The organism is Neobacillus sp. PS3-12 (genome assembly GCF_030915385.1).
Taxonomy (GTDB): Bacteria; Bacillota; Bacilli; order Bacillales; family Cytobacillaceae; genus JAEVLT01.
Window position 1 is genome coordinate 2,565,416 of the sequence record NZ_CP133268.1, and the last position, 19,157, is coordinate 2,584,572.

General features: G+C 38.0%; 17 protein-coding genes, 4 tRNA genes and 1 pseudogene. 4 read left to right on the forward strand and 18 right to left on the reverse strand.

Annotated features, from left to right (window positions below):
* Positions 1-15 precede the first annotated feature (15 nt).
* On the reverse strand, positions 16-2,118 hold the full coding sequence (locus RCG17_RS12960; RefSeq protein WP_308175535.1) for a GAF domain-containing protein: 2,103 nt from the start codon (positions 2,116-2,118) through the stop codon (positions 16-18).
* Positions 2,119-2,411: 293 nt separating this feature from the next.
* Positions 2,412-2,609: pseudogene (locus RCG17_RS12965) on the reverse strand (tRNA-dihydrouridine synthase); the annotation flags it as partial.
* Between the two features lie 170 nt (positions 2,610-2,779).
* Between RCG17_RS12965 and RCG17_RS12970 the strand changes: the two are divergent.
* The 4 genes from RCG17_RS12970 (at position 2,780) to RCG17_RS12985 (ending at position 5,867) form a co-directional block, all read left to right on the forward strand.
* Entirely contained in the window at positions 2,780-3,298 is a 519-nt protein-coding gene (locus tag RCG17_RS12970; protein ID WP_166260834.1) for a PadR family transcriptional regulator, read from the forward strand.
* A 376-nt stretch (positions 3,299-3,674) separates the two neighbouring features.
* Positions 3,675-4,796, forward strand: coding sequence for an ABC transporter permease (locus RCG17_RS12975; RefSeq protein WP_308175536.1), 1,122 nt, complete (start codon positions 3,675-3,677; stop codon positions 4,794-4,796).
* On the forward strand, positions 4,796-5,509 hold the full coding sequence (locus RCG17_RS12980; protein WP_308175537.1) for an ABC transporter ATP-binding protein: 714 nt from the start codon (positions 4,796-4,798) through the stop codon (positions 5,507-5,509). Before RCG17_RS12975 ends, RCG17_RS12980 begins: the two co-directional genes overlap by 1 nt.
* A gap of 37 nt (positions 5,510-5,546) precedes the next feature.
* Positions 5,547-5,867, forward strand: coding sequence for a heme oxygenase (locus RCG17_RS12985; protein WP_308175538.1), 321 nt, complete (start codon positions 5,547-5,549; stop codon positions 5,865-5,867).
* Between the two features lie 223 nt (positions 5,868-6,090).
* On the opposite strand, the gene rlmH is transcribed toward RCG17_RS12985, so the two are convergent.
* The 16 genes from rlmH to dnaB all read right to left on the reverse strand — a co-directional run bounded on the left by rlmH (position 6,091) and on the right by dnaB (position 19,045).
* Positions 6,091-6,570, reverse strand: coding sequence for a 23S rRNA (pseudouridine(1915)-N(3))-methyltransferase RlmH (gene rlmH / locus RCG17_RS12990; protein ID WP_308175539.1), 480 nt, complete (start codon positions 6,568-6,570; stop codon positions 6,091-6,093).
* A gap of 101 nt (positions 6,571-6,671) precedes the next feature.
* A complete protein-coding gene (locus tag RCG17_RS12995) occupies positions 6,672-6,833 on the reverse strand; it encodes a CxxH/CxxC protein (RefSeq protein ID WP_308175540.1) in 162 nt (53 codons plus the stop codon).
* A 94-nt stretch (positions 6,834-6,927) separates the two neighbouring features.
* On the reverse strand, positions 6,928-8,193 hold the full coding sequence (locus RCG17_RS13000) for a S1C family serine protease (protein WP_308175541.1): 1,266 nt from the start codon (positions 8,191-8,193) through the stop codon (positions 6,928-6,930).
* A gap of 144 nt (positions 8,194-8,337) precedes the next feature.
* Positions 8,338-9,132 carry an MBL fold metallo-hydrolase gene (locus RCG17_RS13005; protein ID WP_308175542.1) on the reverse strand — a complete coding sequence of 265 codons (795 nt, stop codon included), beginning with the start codon at positions 9,130-9,132 and terminating at the stop codon, positions 8,338-8,340.
* Positions 9,133-9,137: 5 nt separating this feature from the next.
* Positions 9,138-9,737, reverse strand: a complete 600-nt coding sequence (locus RCG17_RS13010; RefSeq protein ID WP_308175837.1) for a two-component system regulatory protein YycI — start codon at positions 9,735-9,737, stop codon at positions 9,138-9,140.
* Entirely contained in the window at positions 9,689-9,931 is a 243-nt protein-coding gene (locus tag RCG17_RS13015) for a two-component system regulatory protein YycI (RefSeq protein ID WP_308175543.1), read from the reverse strand. The genes RCG17_RS13010 and RCG17_RS13015 overlap by 49 nt, the downstream gene beginning before the upstream one ends.
* Complete coding sequence (locus tag RCG17_RS13020; protein WP_308175544.1) at positions 9,931-11,241, reverse strand: YycH family regulatory protein; 1,311 nt, start codon at positions 11,239-11,241, stop codon at positions 9,931-9,933. The genes RCG17_RS13015 and RCG17_RS13020 overlap by 1 nt, the downstream gene beginning before the upstream one ends.
* Positions 11,238-13,061: a cell wall metabolism sensor histidine kinase WalK gene (walK, locus tag RCG17_RS13025; protein ID WP_308175545.1), complete on the reverse strand. Its 1,824-nt coding sequence runs from the start codon at positions 13,059-13,061 to the stop codon at positions 11,238-11,240. Before walK ends, RCG17_RS13020 begins: the two co-directional genes overlap by 4 nt.
* Before the next feature lie 6 nt (positions 13,062-13,067).
* Complete coding sequence (gene yycF / locus RCG17_RS13030; protein WP_308175546.1) at positions 13,068-13,781, reverse strand: response regulator YycF; 714 nt, start codon at positions 13,779-13,781, stop codon at positions 13,068-13,070.
* 184 nt (positions 13,782-13,965) lie between these two features.
* Positions 13,966-15,243, reverse strand: coding sequence for a M23 family metallopeptidase (locus RCG17_RS13035; protein ID WP_308175547.1), 1,278 nt, complete (start codon positions 15,241-15,243; stop codon positions 13,966-13,968).
* A 367-nt stretch (positions 15,244-15,610) separates the two neighbouring features.
* Positions 15,611-15,683 (reverse strand) — tRNA-Phe (locus RCG17_RS13040).
* Between the two features lie 40 nt (positions 15,684-15,723).
* Positions 15,724-15,801, reverse strand: a tRNA-Asp gene (locus tag RCG17_RS13045).
* Between the two features lie 71 nt (positions 15,802-15,872).
* A tRNA-Glu gene (locus RCG17_RS13050) sits at positions 15,873-15,944 on the reverse strand.
* A 13-nt stretch (positions 15,945-15,957) separates the two neighbouring features.
* Positions 15,958-16,033 (reverse strand) — tRNA-Lys (locus RCG17_RS13055).
* 165 nt (positions 16,034-16,198) lie between these two features.
* Positions 16,199-17,488 carry an adenylosuccinate synthase gene (locus RCG17_RS13060; RefSeq protein WP_308175548.1) on the reverse strand — a complete coding sequence of 430 codons (1,290 nt, stop codon included), beginning with the start codon at positions 17,486-17,488 and terminating at the stop codon, positions 16,199-16,201.
* 192 nt (positions 17,489-17,680) lie between these two features.
* Positions 17,681-19,045 carry a replicative DNA helicase gene (dnaB, locus tag RCG17_RS13065; protein WP_308175549.1) on the reverse strand — a complete coding sequence of 455 codons (1,365 nt, stop codon included), beginning with the start codon at positions 19,043-19,045 and terminating at the stop codon, positions 17,681-17,683.
* Positions 19,046-19,157 lie beyond the last annotated feature (112 nt).

Consider the following 19,157-nt stretch of genomic DNA (forward strand, 5'->3'; position numbering starts at 1 on the left):
TCACACGCTTCAGTTTTATAAAGAAACATTATTTACAGAGGTCTGTAAAAAGTTTACAAAAAAAGTACTTCCCTCTACGCTCGTTTGAATTTCAATTTTTGCATTATGACGGGCAGCTATCGCATAACTTACACCCAGTCCCAACCCAGTCCCTTTTTCCTTGGTAGTAAAGAAGGGAGTACCCAACTTTTCTAATACTTCTGGCTTTATACCTTCCCCTTGATCCACAAATGCAAGAATCACACAACCATTTTCCTTGTACGTTCTAATGGTTAGAGTTTTTCCCTCTTCCATTGCTTCTAACCCATTACGGTATAAATTTATAATTAATTGGCGTATCTCATTTCGGTTTAATAATAATTTAGGGATTGTCTGAGTATCAATTTTTACATATTTATTTTGGTTAAACGCATCAATCTCAATTAACGGAGCTATATCATATAAGATTGAATTTAAACTCAACTCTTGTAAATCTGACGTCCTCGTATTACTCATCGAAAGGAATTCCGTTATGATGGAATTTGCACGGTCCAGCTCTTCAATCATTATGCCTATGTATTGTTTATATTTCTCAAAGTTATTTGCCTCCTTTAAAAGCTGCAAAAAACCTCTTACGGTAGTCATCGGATTCCTTATCTCATGGCTGATGCCCGCTGCCATCTGTCCTATTAACTGCAGGCCAGATAACCTTTTTAATTCCTTCTCATACTTCTTTTTCTCTGTAATGTCTTTAATAAGGGCGCAAATGCCATCGCCGTCCGGGTAAGCAACTATTTCATACCAAGACCCGTTTAAAGTGGAGGTAAATTCAAAATGCACAGGTATGCGTTCCATCATAACCTTATTCAATTCTTTATAACTTGCTGTACCAACAACCTTTGGAAAAGCCGTCCAAATATTCTTGCCTAATAGATCTTTTGCAAGTATTTCAGAGTGTAAAAAATGCTGTTTATTTATATTGGTAATTCTCCACTCTTTACTAAAGGAAATAAAACCTTCAGACATACTTTCAATTACGTTGTTTTTATTCTTAATAACTTCTTCCAGTTGCTTTGTCCGCTCTTCTATCATATTTTCCAGTTCATTCATATAAAGCAGACTTGATAGTGTGGATGCGGTTGCATCAACGATTGATTGTGACAACCGAATTTGAGATTCTGTAAAAGATTGTTCCTTTTTTTCAAGATTGGCAATGGCTATGATTCCTAAAACATTTCCCATTGAAACCAATGGAATCAAAAATAAACTTTTAACAGAGTGTTTGCGGCAAATTTCTTGATTAAACCTTTTATCTGCCAACACATCAGGGATAAAGATAGATTTCATTGTTTCAATTACCAATTGAATCCCAGCATCATAGCATTTGTTTAGGTTTATCGTTTCACTTTTCTCACGCCAGCGCTCTTTATCATCGTCGTTACTTGATTCTATCTTAATAGCGTTATCGGCTAAAGAATTGAACAGTTGAAACTCTATACAATCATTGTTCAAAATTTTTCTTAAGTATAGAAAACATTTATCAATACTTTCCTGTATGGAGGAGCACATGGAAAGATCCCGTGTCACATCAAGTAACAGCTGCTTTTCTGAAATTAGATTTTCCTTTTGCTTTAAATAATTTGCATTTCGGATGGCCACTGCTGCCATATTCACATAAGCTTCAACACTTTGAATTTCAAATTTTGTAAGAACCATTACGGTTCCATAATTAAACAAAAAAGCGAGACCATACAACTCTTCCTCAAATGATATGGGAATGGCTAGTATAGACTTAATTTGAAAGGCATGAACAGGTATGGGGTCGGGCCGACTATCCTTTGAGGTATCAGATATGTAGATTGTTTTCTTCGTTGTAATCACTTCTCTTGCTAGTAAATCAATTTCAGGATCAATTACCTGCGAGTCAAGCTTCACTCCATTCATGGTATCCGGCTTTCCAACATATCCTCTGAATTTCCCATCTCCAATTGGTAAAAAAATACCTACTGCATCGCATTGGACGATTTCTTCAGATATTGCCGTCGTTACATGCTCCAACACTTCACGTAATTCCAGCTTGGAATTAATTAATTTTGTTAGATTTGCTAGTCGTGAATACCTCGTATGATCCATAGACATCTCCATTTTCCCCAATCCTCATCTATTACCAACTTTTCGTCTCTTTTACGATACAATAAAACTATGTCTATTGTCTTCTTATTATTGTAATCTAAACTTACTAACAAATTAACTATATTTTTTTAACTCTATTCCCGTTTTCCCTTATTTTTATACATTAAGGAAATTGGTTATAGGGAAATGTTGTTACGTAATAAAGGGATGTCTCAAAAGGGTTTAGCCCCATCGTGACATCCTCCAAATGTTTATTATAAACGGGTAATGCCTCTTGATTAACTTGATCAAACTTTCTTTTATTCTGAAATTTGTGCCGCAAACCGAGCCGTAATTTGCTGCGGACGTGTAATCGCGCCTCCAACAACTGCAGCATATGCCCCTATTTCAAGTACTCTTTTTAGCATTTCAGGGGTTATGATATTGCCTTCAGCAATAACTGGAATTGACACTTCTTTTAAAACTTCTTTTAAAAAGGCAAAGTCATTATCATAAATAAAAGAGAAGTTCTAATTAAAACGATATTTTAGATATATTCCCCCTTCCTTTTACTCCAATCCCATCACCACTAATGGTTGTAGCACTTTTGGTGGTAATCCCTCAATTGACTACAAATAAAATTTACGAGAGAATATATAAATAATGCATGAAAGAAAGGGGGATTTCAGTGGAACATCGCTCACTAATTCTGCTTGGGTTACTCATGGGACAAAGTCAACACGGATATCAAATTAATGAATTTATTGAAAGAAACTTAAGTACAGTTACAGATATGAAAAAGCCTACTGCTTATGCTACTCTGGATAAGCTAAATCAAAAGGGATATATAGATATTCAGTTAGAACAAGAAGGAAATAGACCCACCCGAAAAGTGTACTCTATAAATGAAAGCGGCCGAAACTATTTTTATCAATTACTATTGGATAATCTGTCTTCTTCGGAAAGTGTTAATTACCAGGGAGATATAGGGTTAATGTTTATTGATTTTCTTCCGATGGATAAAGCAATACCGGCCTTGAAGGAAAGATTAAAGAAAAACAAAAAACTAATAGATCTATTTAACCAAACTCCTGTACATGGAATACGAACTGGTGTTAATCTTGCAGTCAAACATAAAATTACAATGTTAGAAGCAGAAGTTGCCTTTCTTGAAAAGAATATTCAACATCTTCTTCATTCGGATTAAATTTTATATGAATCAAAGGAACCGACCGTGGGTTCCTTTTTTATTTGAATCTCAAGAACAAAAGGCGCAAGCGCCCGTTTAGCTACGTATGGGCTGGAGTGCTCCAACTGAGATAAAGGAAACACGGAGAGCGTTAGCGCATTCGTGCTTGACTTATCGTAGGGCGGAGAGCGAAGCCCACTAGCAGTTGGGCGCTGGAGCTGGATTCAGAAAACTATTTCAAGTTATCCACAACAAGTAATTTTAAAATTTCCTAATCAATAAAAAATTATTATATTTTAACCATATAGTCACAATTGACTAATCAATAACAAACTAGTATACTTTTAATAATCACACGTGATTAATCGTGTTTACATTAAAGGAGTGACGTACATTGTTTCTTGCTATAAAAGAGTTAAAGCATGGTAAATTACGGTTTCTGATGATTGGCGTTATAACAGTCCTGATTGCTTGGCTGGTATTCATTCTATCTGGGTTAGGAAACGGCCTTTCCACTCTTAGTGCGGCAACATTTAAAAATATGGATGCCAATTATGTGACTTTTGAAGATGGATCAAGATCCTCTATGAGTCGATCGTTATTGAGTGAATCATTGGCAGAGAAACTAGAAAACCAAGCTAATGTTTCAGCTGTATCAGCAATGGGTGCGACCATGGGAACCGTACTTAATAATTCTGATTCTGATGATAAGGAAAAAGTAGATATTGCCATATTGGGAATAACACCAGGTAGTTTTCTGGAACCCAATGTGATTGATGGAAAGCCACTTCAAGCTAAAAAATCTTTGGAAGTTATCGCTAATGATACTTTAAAGAAAAAGGGCTTTAAGATTGGTGACACGCTGAAGATCGAAGGATCATTAGAAAAAATGAAAATTGTAGGGTTTGTTAAAAATGAAACATACAATCATTTACCTGCCGTTTTTACTACCCTGGATAAATGGCGCTCTATTCAATTTGCAGCACCTGGTTCTGATAAAGGAATTGAGAAACCTGTAAATGGGATTATGCTCCAAGGGGAAAATGTCGACTCAGTGAAAATAAAACAGCTATTCAAAAATACCGATACAGTAACCAAGGCTGCAGCCATACAAGGAATGCCTGGTTATAAAGAAGAAAATGGCACGATTACGATGATGCTTGCTTTCCTATTGGCCATCTCGGCATTTGTACTGGGTGCATTCTTCTACGTACTTACCTTACAAAAGTCAAATCAATTTGGCATATTGAAAGCCATTGGCGCCAGCAATCGTTTCCTTGGAAGAGCCATTGTATCCCAAGTATTTCTACTATCCTTTATTAGTATTGTAGCAGGAATCTTGTTAACCTACGGGACAGCCCTTATTCTTCCGGATGAAATGCCATTTTCACTCGATCTTAAATTAGTTGTCCTTTATGCCCTACTATTACTTGTGATTTCAATTTTAAGTTCATTAGTTTCCGTTCGAAAAATCACAAAAATAGACCCACTTCAAGCGATCGGGAGGATGGAATAATGTCAGGAATACAATTTAAAAATGTCTCAAAACTGTATCAACAGGGTGAAAATCAAGTTCTTGCCCTTGATGAAATCTCTCTAACGGTGGAACAAGGTGAGTTTATTGCCGTCATTGGCCCATCAGGTTCAGGAAAAAGCACATTTCTAGCTATTGCAGGAGCATTGCTTCATCCATCTAAAGGTGAGGTCATTCTTAACGGTAAGAACCTTAATGAATTAGAACCTAAGGATTTAGCGCAATTGCGGCTGGAGGAAATAGGATTTATCTTACAAACTAGTAATCTTGTCCCCTATTTAAATGTTCTAGAACAATTACTTGTCGTGAAAAGAATGGCAGGGAAACTTGCAAAAGAGGATAAGGAATATGCAAAGGAATTATTACAAAATCTCGGTTTAGCAGCAAAACTGGAAAAATTACCTGAACAGCTATCTGGAGGAGAACGACAGCGTACTGCAATTGCTCGTGCTTTTATGAACAATCCATCAATTATTCTGGCAGACGAACCAACAGCTAGTCTTGATTCAAAAAGGGCTCATGAAGTGGTTCAACTCATAGCCAACGAAGCAAAAACAAGAAACAAAGCAGCGATTATGGTTACCCATGACGAACGAATGCTAGAATACTGCGATCAAGTGTATCGAATGGAAGATGGCAGACTTAAACATGATGATTCTTTCAGTCATGAAAAGTTGAAGACAAATTTATACTAGATAAACATCTGCATAGAAAATTAGGGAGGAATAATCCATGATAATTGTAACAAACAAAATTAAAATGAAATTAGGTTTCGCTGCAAAGATGGCCCCAATGTTCACAAGACCAGGTGCTTTACAAAAAATGGAGGGTTTTGTAAAAGTCGAAGTTTTAATTACTAAAAATCTCACAGAATATGATGAGCTGAATGTAAATATGTATTGGAACACTATTGAAGACTTTACCCAATGGAAAAATAGCGATGCTTTCAAAGAAGCACATACAGGACCAACTAAAGCTGAACAAGATTCACCTATCTTGGGAAGTGAAATCATTATTTCTGAGGTTGCTTCGACTTTAGAATCAAATGCATGATTACTTTCTTTGGCAACTTGTGGTCAGTTCTTCTGGTACACTAAAGATTTCACGCATATTACTCTAATTCAGTTAACCACACAATTTGTTATATGAATTTATAAAGCACACTAGACAAAAAAGGTAGGCTAAACAAATGTGTCATAAATAATATATCTTGTTTAGCCTATACTTTTGTACAAATTTTCTGACCTATAAATGGAATTCGTGTGAAAAACTGCTTCTATTTATGGTACGGTTCACCCCGATTAATCCGAAAAGCACGATAGATCTGCTCCACAAGAATGAGCCTCATGAGTTGGTGGGGGAAGGTCATTTTTGAAAATGAAAGCTGATCATTTGATCGTCTTAAGACTTCATCACTAAGTCCTAATGATCCGCCAATTACAAACGCCAACTTACTTTTGCCGTAGGTTGCTAACTTATCCAGCGAATCTGCCAACTCCTCGGATGATTGCATTTTTCCATTGATCGCTAAGGCAATCACATGGGTATCCTGGCTGATCTTGGCCAAAATTCTCTCGCCTTCTTTTTGTTTCACCTGCTCCATTTCTAATTCACTTAATTCTTCTGGTGCCTTTTCATCAGCAACTTCTATGATTTCCACTTTTGCATAGGAGGTTAATCGTTTCAAATATTCCTCAATGCCTTGTTTCAAATACTTTTCCTTTAGTTTTCCGACCGTAACTATTGAGATATTCACAATTCACAGCCCTTTACATATGTTTTACAAACAATTTACAAACAACTTATCCACAGGATTTATCCACATATCCACATTTTCTATCCACATTTTGTGTCAGATCATTCGTTCGCCACAACATATGTAGCAGGTTTTGGGCAATATTCACAGGTTGTTGATAAGTTATCCACATCTAATTTTGTGAATATCGGAAATGTCTCGCACTTATCCACAATTGTATCTAAGGCAATCTCTACACACTCTTCACAGCAATAAATCTTCATCTTTGTTTCACCCTTCTATTCATGACTCTTCATGTATCATATCAAAAAAAAAGCAGGAATGTCTCTATTAATAACATTCCGCTCTTTATCTTTGCTATTGCGTAGAATCCGAGGTCAGTTTTAATGTTGTTTCTTTTAGTTTCCCGTCTCTGTAAAACTTCACAGTCATTTGGTCACCAATCTTCTTGTGTTGGTACAAATGCTTCCTAAGATCAATCACATCGTTGATTTTTTTACCATCCAATTCAACAATAACATCCAATTCCTTTAACCCAGCACGGGCCGCTGGCGAACCTGAAACAACCTGTCTTAATGCTACCCCATAGGTTACATTGCCTGGAAGTTTCAATGCCTCTTGTTGATAATAAGCAGGGATTTCCGCAACTGACTTTAAATCAACACCCATATATGGGCGTTTTACACTTCCATACCTTTCAAGATCATTAATGATGGGTTTCGCAGAATTAATCGGAATAGACAATCCAATCACTTCGACGGCTTCCTGGGATATTTTCATTGAATTAATACCGATTACTTGACCATCAATATTAATGAGGGCGCCGCCACTGTTCCCCGGGTTAATGGCGGCATCCGTTTGTAATACCTCTGATTGCCAATCAACTACTCCATCTTGGTTAATATCCATTGGAATGGTTCGGTTTACATCGGAAATAATCCCTTGAGTTACCGAGCCAGAGAAGGTTGGTCCTAATGGATTTCCAATCGCAATCACTGGTTCCCCAACTTTTAATCGGTCAGAATCACCAAATTCCGCAACCTGTTTAATTTTACTGCCATCGACCGTAACGACCGCTAAATCAGTCCAAATATCACTTCCTAACAGCTTGGCAGGGAGCTTTGTCCCATCATCTAATGTCACCTCAAGCTTTGTGGCGCCCTCAACAACATGATGGTTTGTCACAACATATGCTTGGTTTCCATCATTTCTATAAATGACTCCTGAACCTGTTCCAGTTGCTTCCTCACCGCTACTATTTTCGCCAGTACTTCCATTCCCGCCATTTTCACTGTCAGACCAAAAGTTAGAGGTATTGGATTGAATATTGGTAATTCCAACAACAGCATTGCTGGTTTTTTGAACAGCTTTGGTTGTACTTGTATTCACATCGACAGTGACTTGCTTTTGAATTACTTCATTACTTGTATTCGGAGCCTTATTCGCAGTTGCATTATTGCTAGTTTGGTTATTCGGGATCACATCATGGTGTGTGAAAGAAGGGAGTGCAATAATCATCAGAAACGCACCTAAAATAGCTCCAACTAATCCAGCTAAAAAGTATCCGCTCTTTTTTCTTTTTGATTGATAGCGTCCTTGAGCATGGTCATCATAATAACCCAAAGTAAACCATTCCTCTCTCAAAAGATTGCTATTTATAGCTTGGCTTAATAAAAACGTTTATAGTCTTCTTATGCATAAAAAAGAGTGAAATTGCTAAATAAGCAACCTCACTCTTTGTATTTCCGATATTCATTTCTTATAAACCTAAACTGCCGTTAAAACGGTTGGTGTTTTGGGATCTGTATCATAGACCTCAAACTGTTCACCGACGATAATGCCTCGTCCGGCAAGTGTCTGAGTTACTGACATTCTTGCCAGCTCTTTCATATTATTATCAAGACTCAAATGGGCGAGGTACACTCTTTTCGTGTTATCACCAATTACATCACTCATTGCAATGGCAGCATCTTCGTTGGAAACATGACCTACATCGCTTAAGATTCTTTGTTTAATATTCCAAGGGTAACGTCCCATTCGTAACATCTGGACATCATGATTAGACTCAAATATATAGATATCTGCATTTGAAATAATCCCTTTAACCCGATCACTGACGTAACCAGTATCGGTAATAAGGACAATCTTTTTACCGGAATTATGAAAGACGTAGAACATTGGCTCTGCTGCATCATGGGATACTCCAAATGACTCAATATCCATTGATCCAAAACTCTTTACATTTTCCATATTAAAAATAAACTTCTGCTCGGTTGGAATTTCACCAATATGCCCTTCCATGGCACGCCATGTTTTTTCATTTGCATAGATTGGCAGATTGTATTTACGGGCGATGACGCCAATTCCTTTAATATGATCACTGTGCTCGTGGGTGACAAATACACCAGATAGCTTACTAATATCCCGATCAATTTGCTGAAAAAGTGCTTCCATTTGTTTACCGCTAAATCCGGCGTCAACAAGGAAGGAGTGCTGTCCATCTTCTACAAAGAACGCATTTCCGGTACTCCCGCTCGCTAGCACACTAAACTGTAATGACATGTTATTCACTCCACTGCCTTATTTTCATCACTATTAAAATCAATGACTTGTCCTTCAAAAGCATTAACGAAAAGGTCTTCTTTATCATTCACAACAACCCGCCAGGTTGGTGTTAATACTTGTGAAGCAGCAAGCTGGACCAAAGTTGAATATCCTAATTCAATATTGGTAATTTTACTTTTTGCTTTAAGCAAACCCTTTTGATGCAAGGTTTCGATCGCATTTAACGGAGGAAGTACTTCCTCATTCGTTGCCATCTTGTCCAAACCGGTCAAATAGGTTTGTTCATATGAAGTAATCCTATTATCTTTACTGATATTTAACGTGACCGTTCCACTTATATCTTTATAGAATTCTTTATTTTCATATTGCTGATAAAACGTAATCGTACCCTTTTTATCATTTTTGCTAAAAAATTGATAATGGTCACCATAGAGAATATTTTCCCTTAAAAAAGAAGTGACCTCTCTAACACTAAATTTCGAGCTTAATTGGACTGGCTTTGCAAAGGCTGCCTCAATCGTTGTGGCATCTTTAAGATAAGCCATCTGCCCCTTTAATTTATCAAAATCCTCTTTGGTAAAGATTTTCGGCTTGGCGCTGATATACTGCTCTTTTGCCGGGTCTTTGGAAGCTCTATATACTTAATTTCATCTGCTTTCAACTTATCCTCAAAGGTTGCTTCGGTTGCAAATTCATATTTATTATTATCGCGAATTTTTATGAACTGATAGAAGAGATAAACATCTAAAATCAGGAAGGTCAAAATAAAGATCGTTTTAATCTTACTCCAATCCATTATTCAGTCCCCTCCATTTCATCCATTGGAAGCTGTTCCCACTGTTTATTGTATTGATAAAACCAGACGGGCTCCATGAGGATTATTTTAGACTCCTTTGTATCTCTTTCAAGTTCATAACCTAAAACAATATTTCCTAACATTTCTGGTTTAAAGCCTGGCAGGCTTTGCAGATACTGTAAAACAGTATGGCCTGATGGACGGGTGACCTTTTGCATTTCTGTCTTAAGCGGGACCTCTAATGAAATATTCGAACGGACATACTTGTTAATTTCATTTTTTCCCCAAGTTTCTTTAATTTCTGAGAGTCCATCTTCATTAAAAGCCGGATACCCTTCTTCACTAAACAAACGAAAGGTAACATGATGAGAAGTATCCTCTTTTTCAACATACCTGTAAGAATCTATCCATCCTCCATGTTCATTGACAAAGTCGATGCTTCGTTTCAATAGGCTCTTTGAATTTTCCATATAATACCCTGCTGCTGTCGGGTTTACATACAAGAGCATATTGGTATTATAGTCAATGGTCATTTTACTAGATCCATTTGTATACTCTTCACTATTTGAGAGTATGGTTTGTTTGACAAAGCTAGGATCAGTGAATAAGGCGTCTTTAAACTCCTCGGAATTCAGGGTTACAGGTAAATATTTATATACCGTCATTTCCGTTGGATCCTCAGGTAAGAATATGGTGCGTTTATCTGGGAGATTATAGCTAAAATAACTTGGGTATCTACTGGCATCTTTATAGAAATCTTTATTAAAGTCATTGAGTGATGAAGATGATATATGACTGGAGTAAACCTGCTGATTGGTAGTTGAAACAAAATATACAACTCCATTTCGATTGTCCAGACTTTCCGCATTAATAATAATTCGATCAAAATCAAATGATGGAATTTTCTTCCCAGAAAAACTTAAAACATTTCGGTATAATTCAATTGGAACACCTGCTGGAAAAATAATTTCTACATTGCCATTTTCATGGATCCATTCATTTAAATTGTTTGGCCGATCAGCAAAGATTTTTACGTCAGAAAAACTCCAGCGGCTTACCTCTTTAATTAGTTTATCAAGCTCATCTGTTCTTGTTGTTCCATAGTTTTTGCCTTGCTTGTGATACAATACCATATCAGGTCTGACAATTTTTTTAACCTCTTGTTTTTCACTCATGGTTACTTCGGCAACTGTATTATTTTTTTCCATAGTGGCGTAATTAGGCTGGTAGGTCCAAAGATTCCAGGTTAATAAAATACTTAACAATACCAATATTGACAATATGGCCGTTTTGATTGTTTCGTATCTCATACCCACTCATCCTCTTCTGAAGGCTCGTAGGGAAGAGAGAATAAAATTTCAGTTCCCTTTCCTTCTTCACTTTTCACCCAAATACTTCCGCCATGTGCTTGGACCATTTCTTTCGCAATGGCAAGACCTAAGCCTGTTCCGCCTAATTTTCTTGACCTAGCCTTATCAACCCGATAAAAGCGGTCAAAGACTTTTCCAATATTCTCTTTTGGAATTCCGATTCCCTGGTCTTTTATACTAACAATAATTTTATCTTCCTCTTCTTTAACGAAAAAGGTTATTTGTCCGCCTTCAGGTGAATACTTCATCGCATTTGATATGATATTATCCAGAACCTGTGTTAATTTATCTTCATCAATTTCAATCAAAATGGCTTCCTTTGGAAGACTTCGTTTAAAGGTAACATGCTGCTCCTTTGTCATTTCAAAGCGGTCGATAATTCGATCAAAAAACTCGACAAAGTTTACCCACTCTTTGGAAAGCTGATAATCAGGACTATCCATTTTGGAAAGCTGGAGGAGGTCGTTAACGAGACGAATCATTCGCTCTGTTTCATTGCGTGTCACTTCTAAAAAGTTCGGTGCAACTTCTTCATCCTTCCAAGCACCATCTTCTAAAGCCTCTAAATAACTCCTCATCGTTGTTAAAGGCGTTCTTAATTCGTGCGACACATTGGAGACAAATTCACGTCTTTCCATGTTGATTTTTTCTTGCTCCGTAATATCATGAAGGACCGTAATTAATCCGTTGACAAATCCTGTTTCCTTTTGAATAACGGAAAGGTTGGCCCGTAAAATATAAGGCTTGTTTTTTGTACTATAATCTAAAATAAGCGAATCATTTACCTCGATGAGCTCTTCGAACGTATAGGTGTCGCTCAATCCTAACAAGGTAACAATCGGCTGAGAGACGACTGTTTCACGTGAAACATCCAGCATCTCTAATGCTGGATCATTGATTAAAATGACTCGGCCCTTCCGATCGGTTGCAATCACTCCATCCGTCATATAGGACAAGACAGAAGAGAGCTTTCTTCTTTCACCTTCCGTCATTGCCTGGGCTTCCTGAAGTTTTTTTGTTAAATTATTAAACGTGATCGCCAATGTTCCAATTTCATCATAGCCGTAAACTTTCACTTTCCGTGAAAAATTTCCTTTTGTCATCGCTACGGCTTGCCTTCTCATATCCGATATCGGCCTGGTAATCGTTCTTGCCAATAAGATTCCCAACAACGCAGTAATGGAGAGAGCAATACCAGTACCTGTGGCAAAAATTCCATTAATGGTTTTCATTTGAGCAAATACACTTTCAATTTTAGCAACAAGATAAATCGATCCGATCACTTTTTTACCAGATTTAATTGGTGATGCTAGCACCCAGATGCGATGCCCGGTCTGCGGGTCAATTAAGATACTGCTTTGTTCTTCCTCTAAAGCAAGCGAACGTTTCACTTTGAGTTCCGTTGTTCTTTGACCGACGACTCCCTGATTGTTTGGGTCGGAGGTTCCTAGAATCTTTAGTGATCGATCAATAATCCGAACTTCGGAAATATCAACAGCTGAAAAATCCCTTAAGACCTTTTTTATATCCTCTTCAAGGGTTGGGTCCTGTGGATTCCTGTCTTTATCCATTTGTTCGACAACATTATAGGCAAGTAAATTGACCCTTTCTTTTATCGAAGTCTGAAAGTTTGTCGTTAATGTTGCTTGCAGCTGTTTCACAAAATAAACTCCGATTATTTGCATGGCTACCAAAATAAGCAATACATAAATAATGACAAACTTCACATGTATTGATTGAAAAAATCCTACCTTTCTCATCAATGATTACTCCTGTTCTGGATTCCTTAAATAGTAACCAACTCCCCTTCGGGTAACAATCCATGTAGGATGACTCGGACTATCCTCAATTTTTTCCCGTAATCTTCGAACGGTAACATCTACTGTTCGAACATCACCGAAGTAATCATAACCCCAAACGGTCTGCAGCAAATGTTCCCTTGTCATAACTTGCCCAATATGCTTGGCAAGGTAATGAAGCAATTCAAACTCACGATGAGTTAATTCGATCGTTTCACCCCGTTTTGACACAATGTAAGCATCCGGATGTATCACAAGTGAACCAATTTCAATTTCATTCGTATCTTCTTCTTCTGTTGGTGCAGGACCTGTCAAGGCCTGATGTCGCCTTAGGTTTGCCTTCACCCTGGCAATTAATTCTCTTGTGCTAAAGGGCTTGGTGACATAATCATCTGCACCCAATTCAAGACCAAGCACTTTATCAATTTCAGAGTCCTTCGCAGTCAACATGATAATGGGCATATCATATTTTTTACGAACTTCGCGGCAAACTTCCATTCCATCTCGAAGCGGCAGCATGATATCAAGCAAAATGATATCTGGTTGAACTTCTTCGACCATGTTTAACGCTTCATTTCCATCATAGGCACAATAAACCTCAAAGCCCTCTTTTTTTAAGTTAAACTGCAAAATATCTGCAATTGGCTTTTCATCATCAACAACTAAAACTCTTTTATCCATCGTATCAGTCCTTTCATAAAAAGGTATTTATTCAGCGGATCTTTGCGCTTAAAATCACACTCATACTATTTTACTTTACCATTTTATAGCGTGTAATTCATCTTTTAGAAACAATTGGCTTTTATTTTTGTAACTTATTGGAAAATCAGAAAAGCCTCTAGTACACCTAGAGACTTTGTCTATGTTATTTTTTAATATAGCTTAAGGGATCTTGGAGGGCTCCATTTTTGTATACTTCAAAGTGTAAGTGAACACCCGTTGCATCGCCTGTTGCCCCCATTACGCCGATGGCTGATCCTTTTTCTACCGTTTGTCCTGTTTTTACACCAATCGAGGAAAGGTGGGCATATACGGTTTGATATCCATTTTGGTGATTAATCACAATTTTATTTCCATATCCGCCGTTATCCCAGCCCGCGGATACAACGACCCCATTGTCAGCGGCTTTAATGGTTGGATTACTTGGTCTTGCTATATCGATTCCTTTATGCAATTTCCCCCAGCGATAACCCATTGTACTGGAGATATATCCACCTACAGCAGGCCAAGCAAAACTGCCTTCACCACGGGATGGAATGACTTTTGTTCCTTTCACAACAATTTGGTTAACTGGCTGTTTGATGATATCTTGCTTCGTAACATCCTTTTTAACCGCTGTTCCATTTTGCTCTATTACGTGATAGGTAACACTTTGTAGTCCAGCCTGTCCTGTTTGACTAACTTTTGATTCACCATTTGCCACATTGGGATCTTCTTTAACTTCTGTCTGGTATGGAATTTCCTCTTGCTGATTAAACTCCTTTTCAACAACGACTTCCACAAATGGCTTTGGAACTGTTACGTTTAGCTCCTGGTCAATCTGTAGAACGGAATTTTCTGTTAATCCAGGGTTTAAAGCAATTAAATTGGTGATTTTTAATTGATGTTCACTGGCAATGGTGCCAAGAACATCTCCTTGCTTAACCTTGTATTTTGTTTCTTCCAAGGTTCCTTTTTGTAAAAAACTTACTGCTTGATCAAGTGACAGTATTTGATCAGGTTCAGCTTTTACCTCTTCAATGGCAGCATCTGCTGAAAGATGAAGATCAAGAATGCGGGTTTCGTTTTGCCCTAATGGCTGTTCAGATGTACTTTTTGCTTCAACCGCTGTTAATTGGTCCTCATTTACATACTGAAGTTTTAGTTTTTTGATTACATCTTGTGCAGTGTTTTTACTATCTAAATAGACAACAGGTTTTCCATCAATAACAATGGCTGCTGCTTGCGCTTTATGATCAATGGCCTTTGCAGTCTTTTTTACTTTATGTGAGTCGTTCGCTGTTGAGAGTTTTGAATTGTTTGCTAAGGCGACTGGATTTGTGTGGAAAGCTAATGCTGCAATGGTAACAGAAATGATTATAGATTTTTTGAATGGGGAATTAATTAGTTTCATTGCCTTGTTCGTGAAATTGGTAAACCTCATTACATATCCTCCTGAATCTCGGGAAACAAATCTCTAAGAATAGCATTCTATGAGAAAGCGTTTTATTTGACTTTTTTACTTTACCATAATTCAGCAAAAAATTATGGTAAATTCAGAGAATGTAACATAATTGTATAAAAACTGACATTTTACAACAATTATTAGGATTAAATTGGTAATTAATAATTAAAGGGGATATAGGATAAACCTTATATATCAGTAGTTAAAGGGATCTATAAATAAAATCTAACATTCTACAAACTGTGACAAAAGCGCCAATCTTTTGTAAGAAAAAGGATGTAATATTACGACAACATTACAATGAAGGCAAAATAAAAAGAGCCTGCATTTGCAAGCTCCCTTGAGATGGCTCGGGACGGAATCGAACCGCCGACACAAGGATTTTCAGTCCTTTGCTCTACCGACTGAGCTACCGAGCCATAATTTAATTAATTCACTAATCTTTTACTTATGTAAAAGTGGCGGTCCAGGACGGGACTCGAACCCGCGACCTCCTGCGTGACAGGCAGGCATTCTAACCAGCTGAACTACCGGACCACTTTATTTTATTAATGGCAGTCAGCAAGGAGACCGTCCTTGCCAGTCACTTGCCAACCACCAAATGCCGATGACCCCTACGAGATTCGAACTCGTGTTACCTCCGTGAAAGGGAGGTGTCTTAACCGCTTGACCAAGGGGCCACCATGATAATAATGGTGAGCCATGAAGGACTCGAACCTTCGACCCTCTGATTAAAAGTCAGATGCTCTACCAACTGAGCTAATGGCTCGTACTTAAGTAATATTCGTATCGTTCTTGACGACGTTTTTAATATTACCATAGCTATTTCATAAAATGCAATAGCTTTTTTAATTTTTTTTATGAAATAAAAAAATAAATGTAAATTTTAAAGATAATGCCCTCCAAATCGGAGGGCATTTATATTCCGAAGTCCTTACAGTCTCCAAGGGTTGCTTACGATGTTTGTTTGTTCACGTGCAGGTCCAACAGAGAAGGTTGATAAAGGAATCCCTGTAAGCTGAGAAACACGTTCTATATAGTGGCGGGCATTGGCAGGAAGCTCATCTAATGACTTGCAGCTTGTAATATCCTCTGTCCAGCCTGGAAGCTCTTCGTATACAGGCTCACATTTTTTCAAAATATTTAAGTTTGCTGGATATTCATCAATTAATTGACCATCGTAGCGGTATGCTGTACAAATTTTAACTGTTTCTAATCCAGTTAATACGTCAATGGAGTTAAGAGATAGGTCCGTAATTCCACTAACACGGCGGGCATGGCGAACCACGACACTGTCATACCAGCCAATGCGGCGTGGACGTCCGGTTACTGTTCCATACTCACGGCCAACTTCACGAATCCGATCGCCGATTTCATTATTTAATTCTGTAGGGAATGGACCGTCGCCCACACGAGAAGTGTATGCTTTGCAAACACCCACTACATGATTAATTTTTGTTGGGCCTACACCGGAACCAATCGTTACGCCGCCAGCTACAGGATTGGAGGAAGTAACAAACGGATAGGTACCCTGATCGATATCAAGCATTACACCTTGTGCACCTTCAAAAAGTACACGGCGGCCTTCATCCAAGGCATCATTAAGGATAACGGATGTATCGAGAACATATTGCTTAATTTGCTGGCCATATTCAAAATACTCTTCCAAAATTTCTTCTTTTGTAAAGCCGGTTGTTTCATAAACCCGTTCGAGCAAACGATTCTTTTCTTTTAGGTTTTTTTCAAGCTTTTCTTCAAATACTTCACGGTCCAACAGGTCAGCCATCCGAATACCTACACGTGCTGCCTTATCCATGTAGGCAGGGCCAATTCCCTTCTTCGTTGTTCCGATTTTATTTTCACCTTTATTTGCTTCCTCAACCTCATCCAATTTTAAATGATAAGGGAGGATGACATGCGCACGATTGCTGATGCGAAGATTATCAGTTGTAATACCTCTTTCATGAAGACCTGCAAGTTCCTCTACAAGTGATTTTGGATTAACAACCATACCGTTGCCGATCACACAAATCTTTTCCTTATTAAAAATCCCTGATGGAATCAAACGCAATTTATATGTTTCACCGTTAAATTTTATCGTATGGCCTGCATTATCTCCACCTTGATAGCGGGCAACAACCTCAGCATTTTCCGAAAGAAAGTCGGTAATTTTACCTTTTCCCTCGTCTCCCCATTGTGTACCAACAACTACTACAGATGTCATTTAGAGCACCTCCAAGTTTATTTAAACATATATGTAATATCATTTTTTAACCCAAAAACAGTTTACCAATTTTACTACACTAAAGTCAATCTAAACACGAACAATTTATATTAAACTATTAATTTATGTTCGTAAAATATTAATATACTAAAAAAGGATTAACCTATTAAACTGGTTAATCCTTTACGAATTCTATGCGCCCGCAGGCACCATGGAATCGTCAAAACGCCTTTCGAGGTTGACGAATTTATTATATTCCTTTACAAAAGCAAGCGAAACCGTTCCTGTCGGACCATTACGCTGTTTTGCTATAATAATTTCAATGATATTTTTGTTCTCTGATTCTTTATCATAATAATCATCGCGGTAGAGGAAGGCTACAATATCGGCATCCTGCTCAATACTACCTGATTCACGAATATCGGACATCATCGGCCGCTTATCCTGACGCTGCTCTACACCACGGGAAAGCTGTGAAAGGGCAATGATAGGCACTTGAAGTTCACGCGCCAGCTGCTTTAATGACCTTGAAATTTCTGATACTTCCTGCTGGCGGTTTTCACCTGATCGGCCGCTTCCGAGAATCAACTGTAAGTAATCAATTAAGATCATTCCTAAACCATGTTCCTGCTTTAAACGGCGACATTTTGCACGGATATCATTCACCCGTATCCCAGGAGTATCATCAATAAAAATCCCGGCATTTGACAAGCTTCCCATTGCCATTGTCAGTTTACCCCAGTCTTCATCCGTTAAAGAGCCTGTCCTTAATCGCTGGGCATCAATATTTCCTTCGGCACAAAGCATACGCATGACTAGCTGCTCCGCACCCATCTCAAGACTAAAAATCGCAACATTTTCACCTGTTTTTGTCGCAACATTTTGGGAGATATTCAAGGCAAATGCTGTTTTACCAACAGATGGACGGGCTCCAACGATAATTAAATCGTTGCGCTGGAATCCTGCCGTCATCTTGTCTAGTTCGGTAAAACCTGTGGCGATCCCGGTAATCTCACCAACACTGGCATGCATGGACTCAATATTATCATATGTCCGAACAAGGACATCTTTAATGTTATGGAATGCACCGGCATTTTTACGTTGTGCTACCTCTAAAATACTTTTTTCAGCTTCACTTAAAACTGTTTCTACTTCATCCTCACGAGTATATCCATCCTGAGCAATGTTTGTAGCCGTTCTGATTAATCGGCGAAGCAATGATTTTTCTTCTATTATTCTAGCATAATACTCCATATTCGCTGCTGTTGGCACTGAAGCAGCAAGTTCACTTAAATAACTAACACCGCCAGTATCTTCTAAAAGTTTGGCGGCAGCAAGTTCTTCAGTAACCGTAATTAAGTCAACAGCTTTGCCTTCATCATTTAATTTTAACATCGCATTAAATATCTTTTGATGGGCAGCACGGTAAAAGTCTTCGGGTATTAAAATCTCAGAAGCTAATGTTAGGGAAGATGGTTCCAGAAAAATGGCACCTAAAACAGCCTGTTCTGCTTCAATATTTTGCGGGGGAATGCGGTCTGCAAACACATCACTCATATAAAAACCTCCATTCTAAGAGGAATAATTAATCAAAAAGGCGGCGCGAGCGCAGCCACACTATCCAAGTCATCTAAATGAATCTATTTCTTTAACAAGAGCTGGTTCAGCA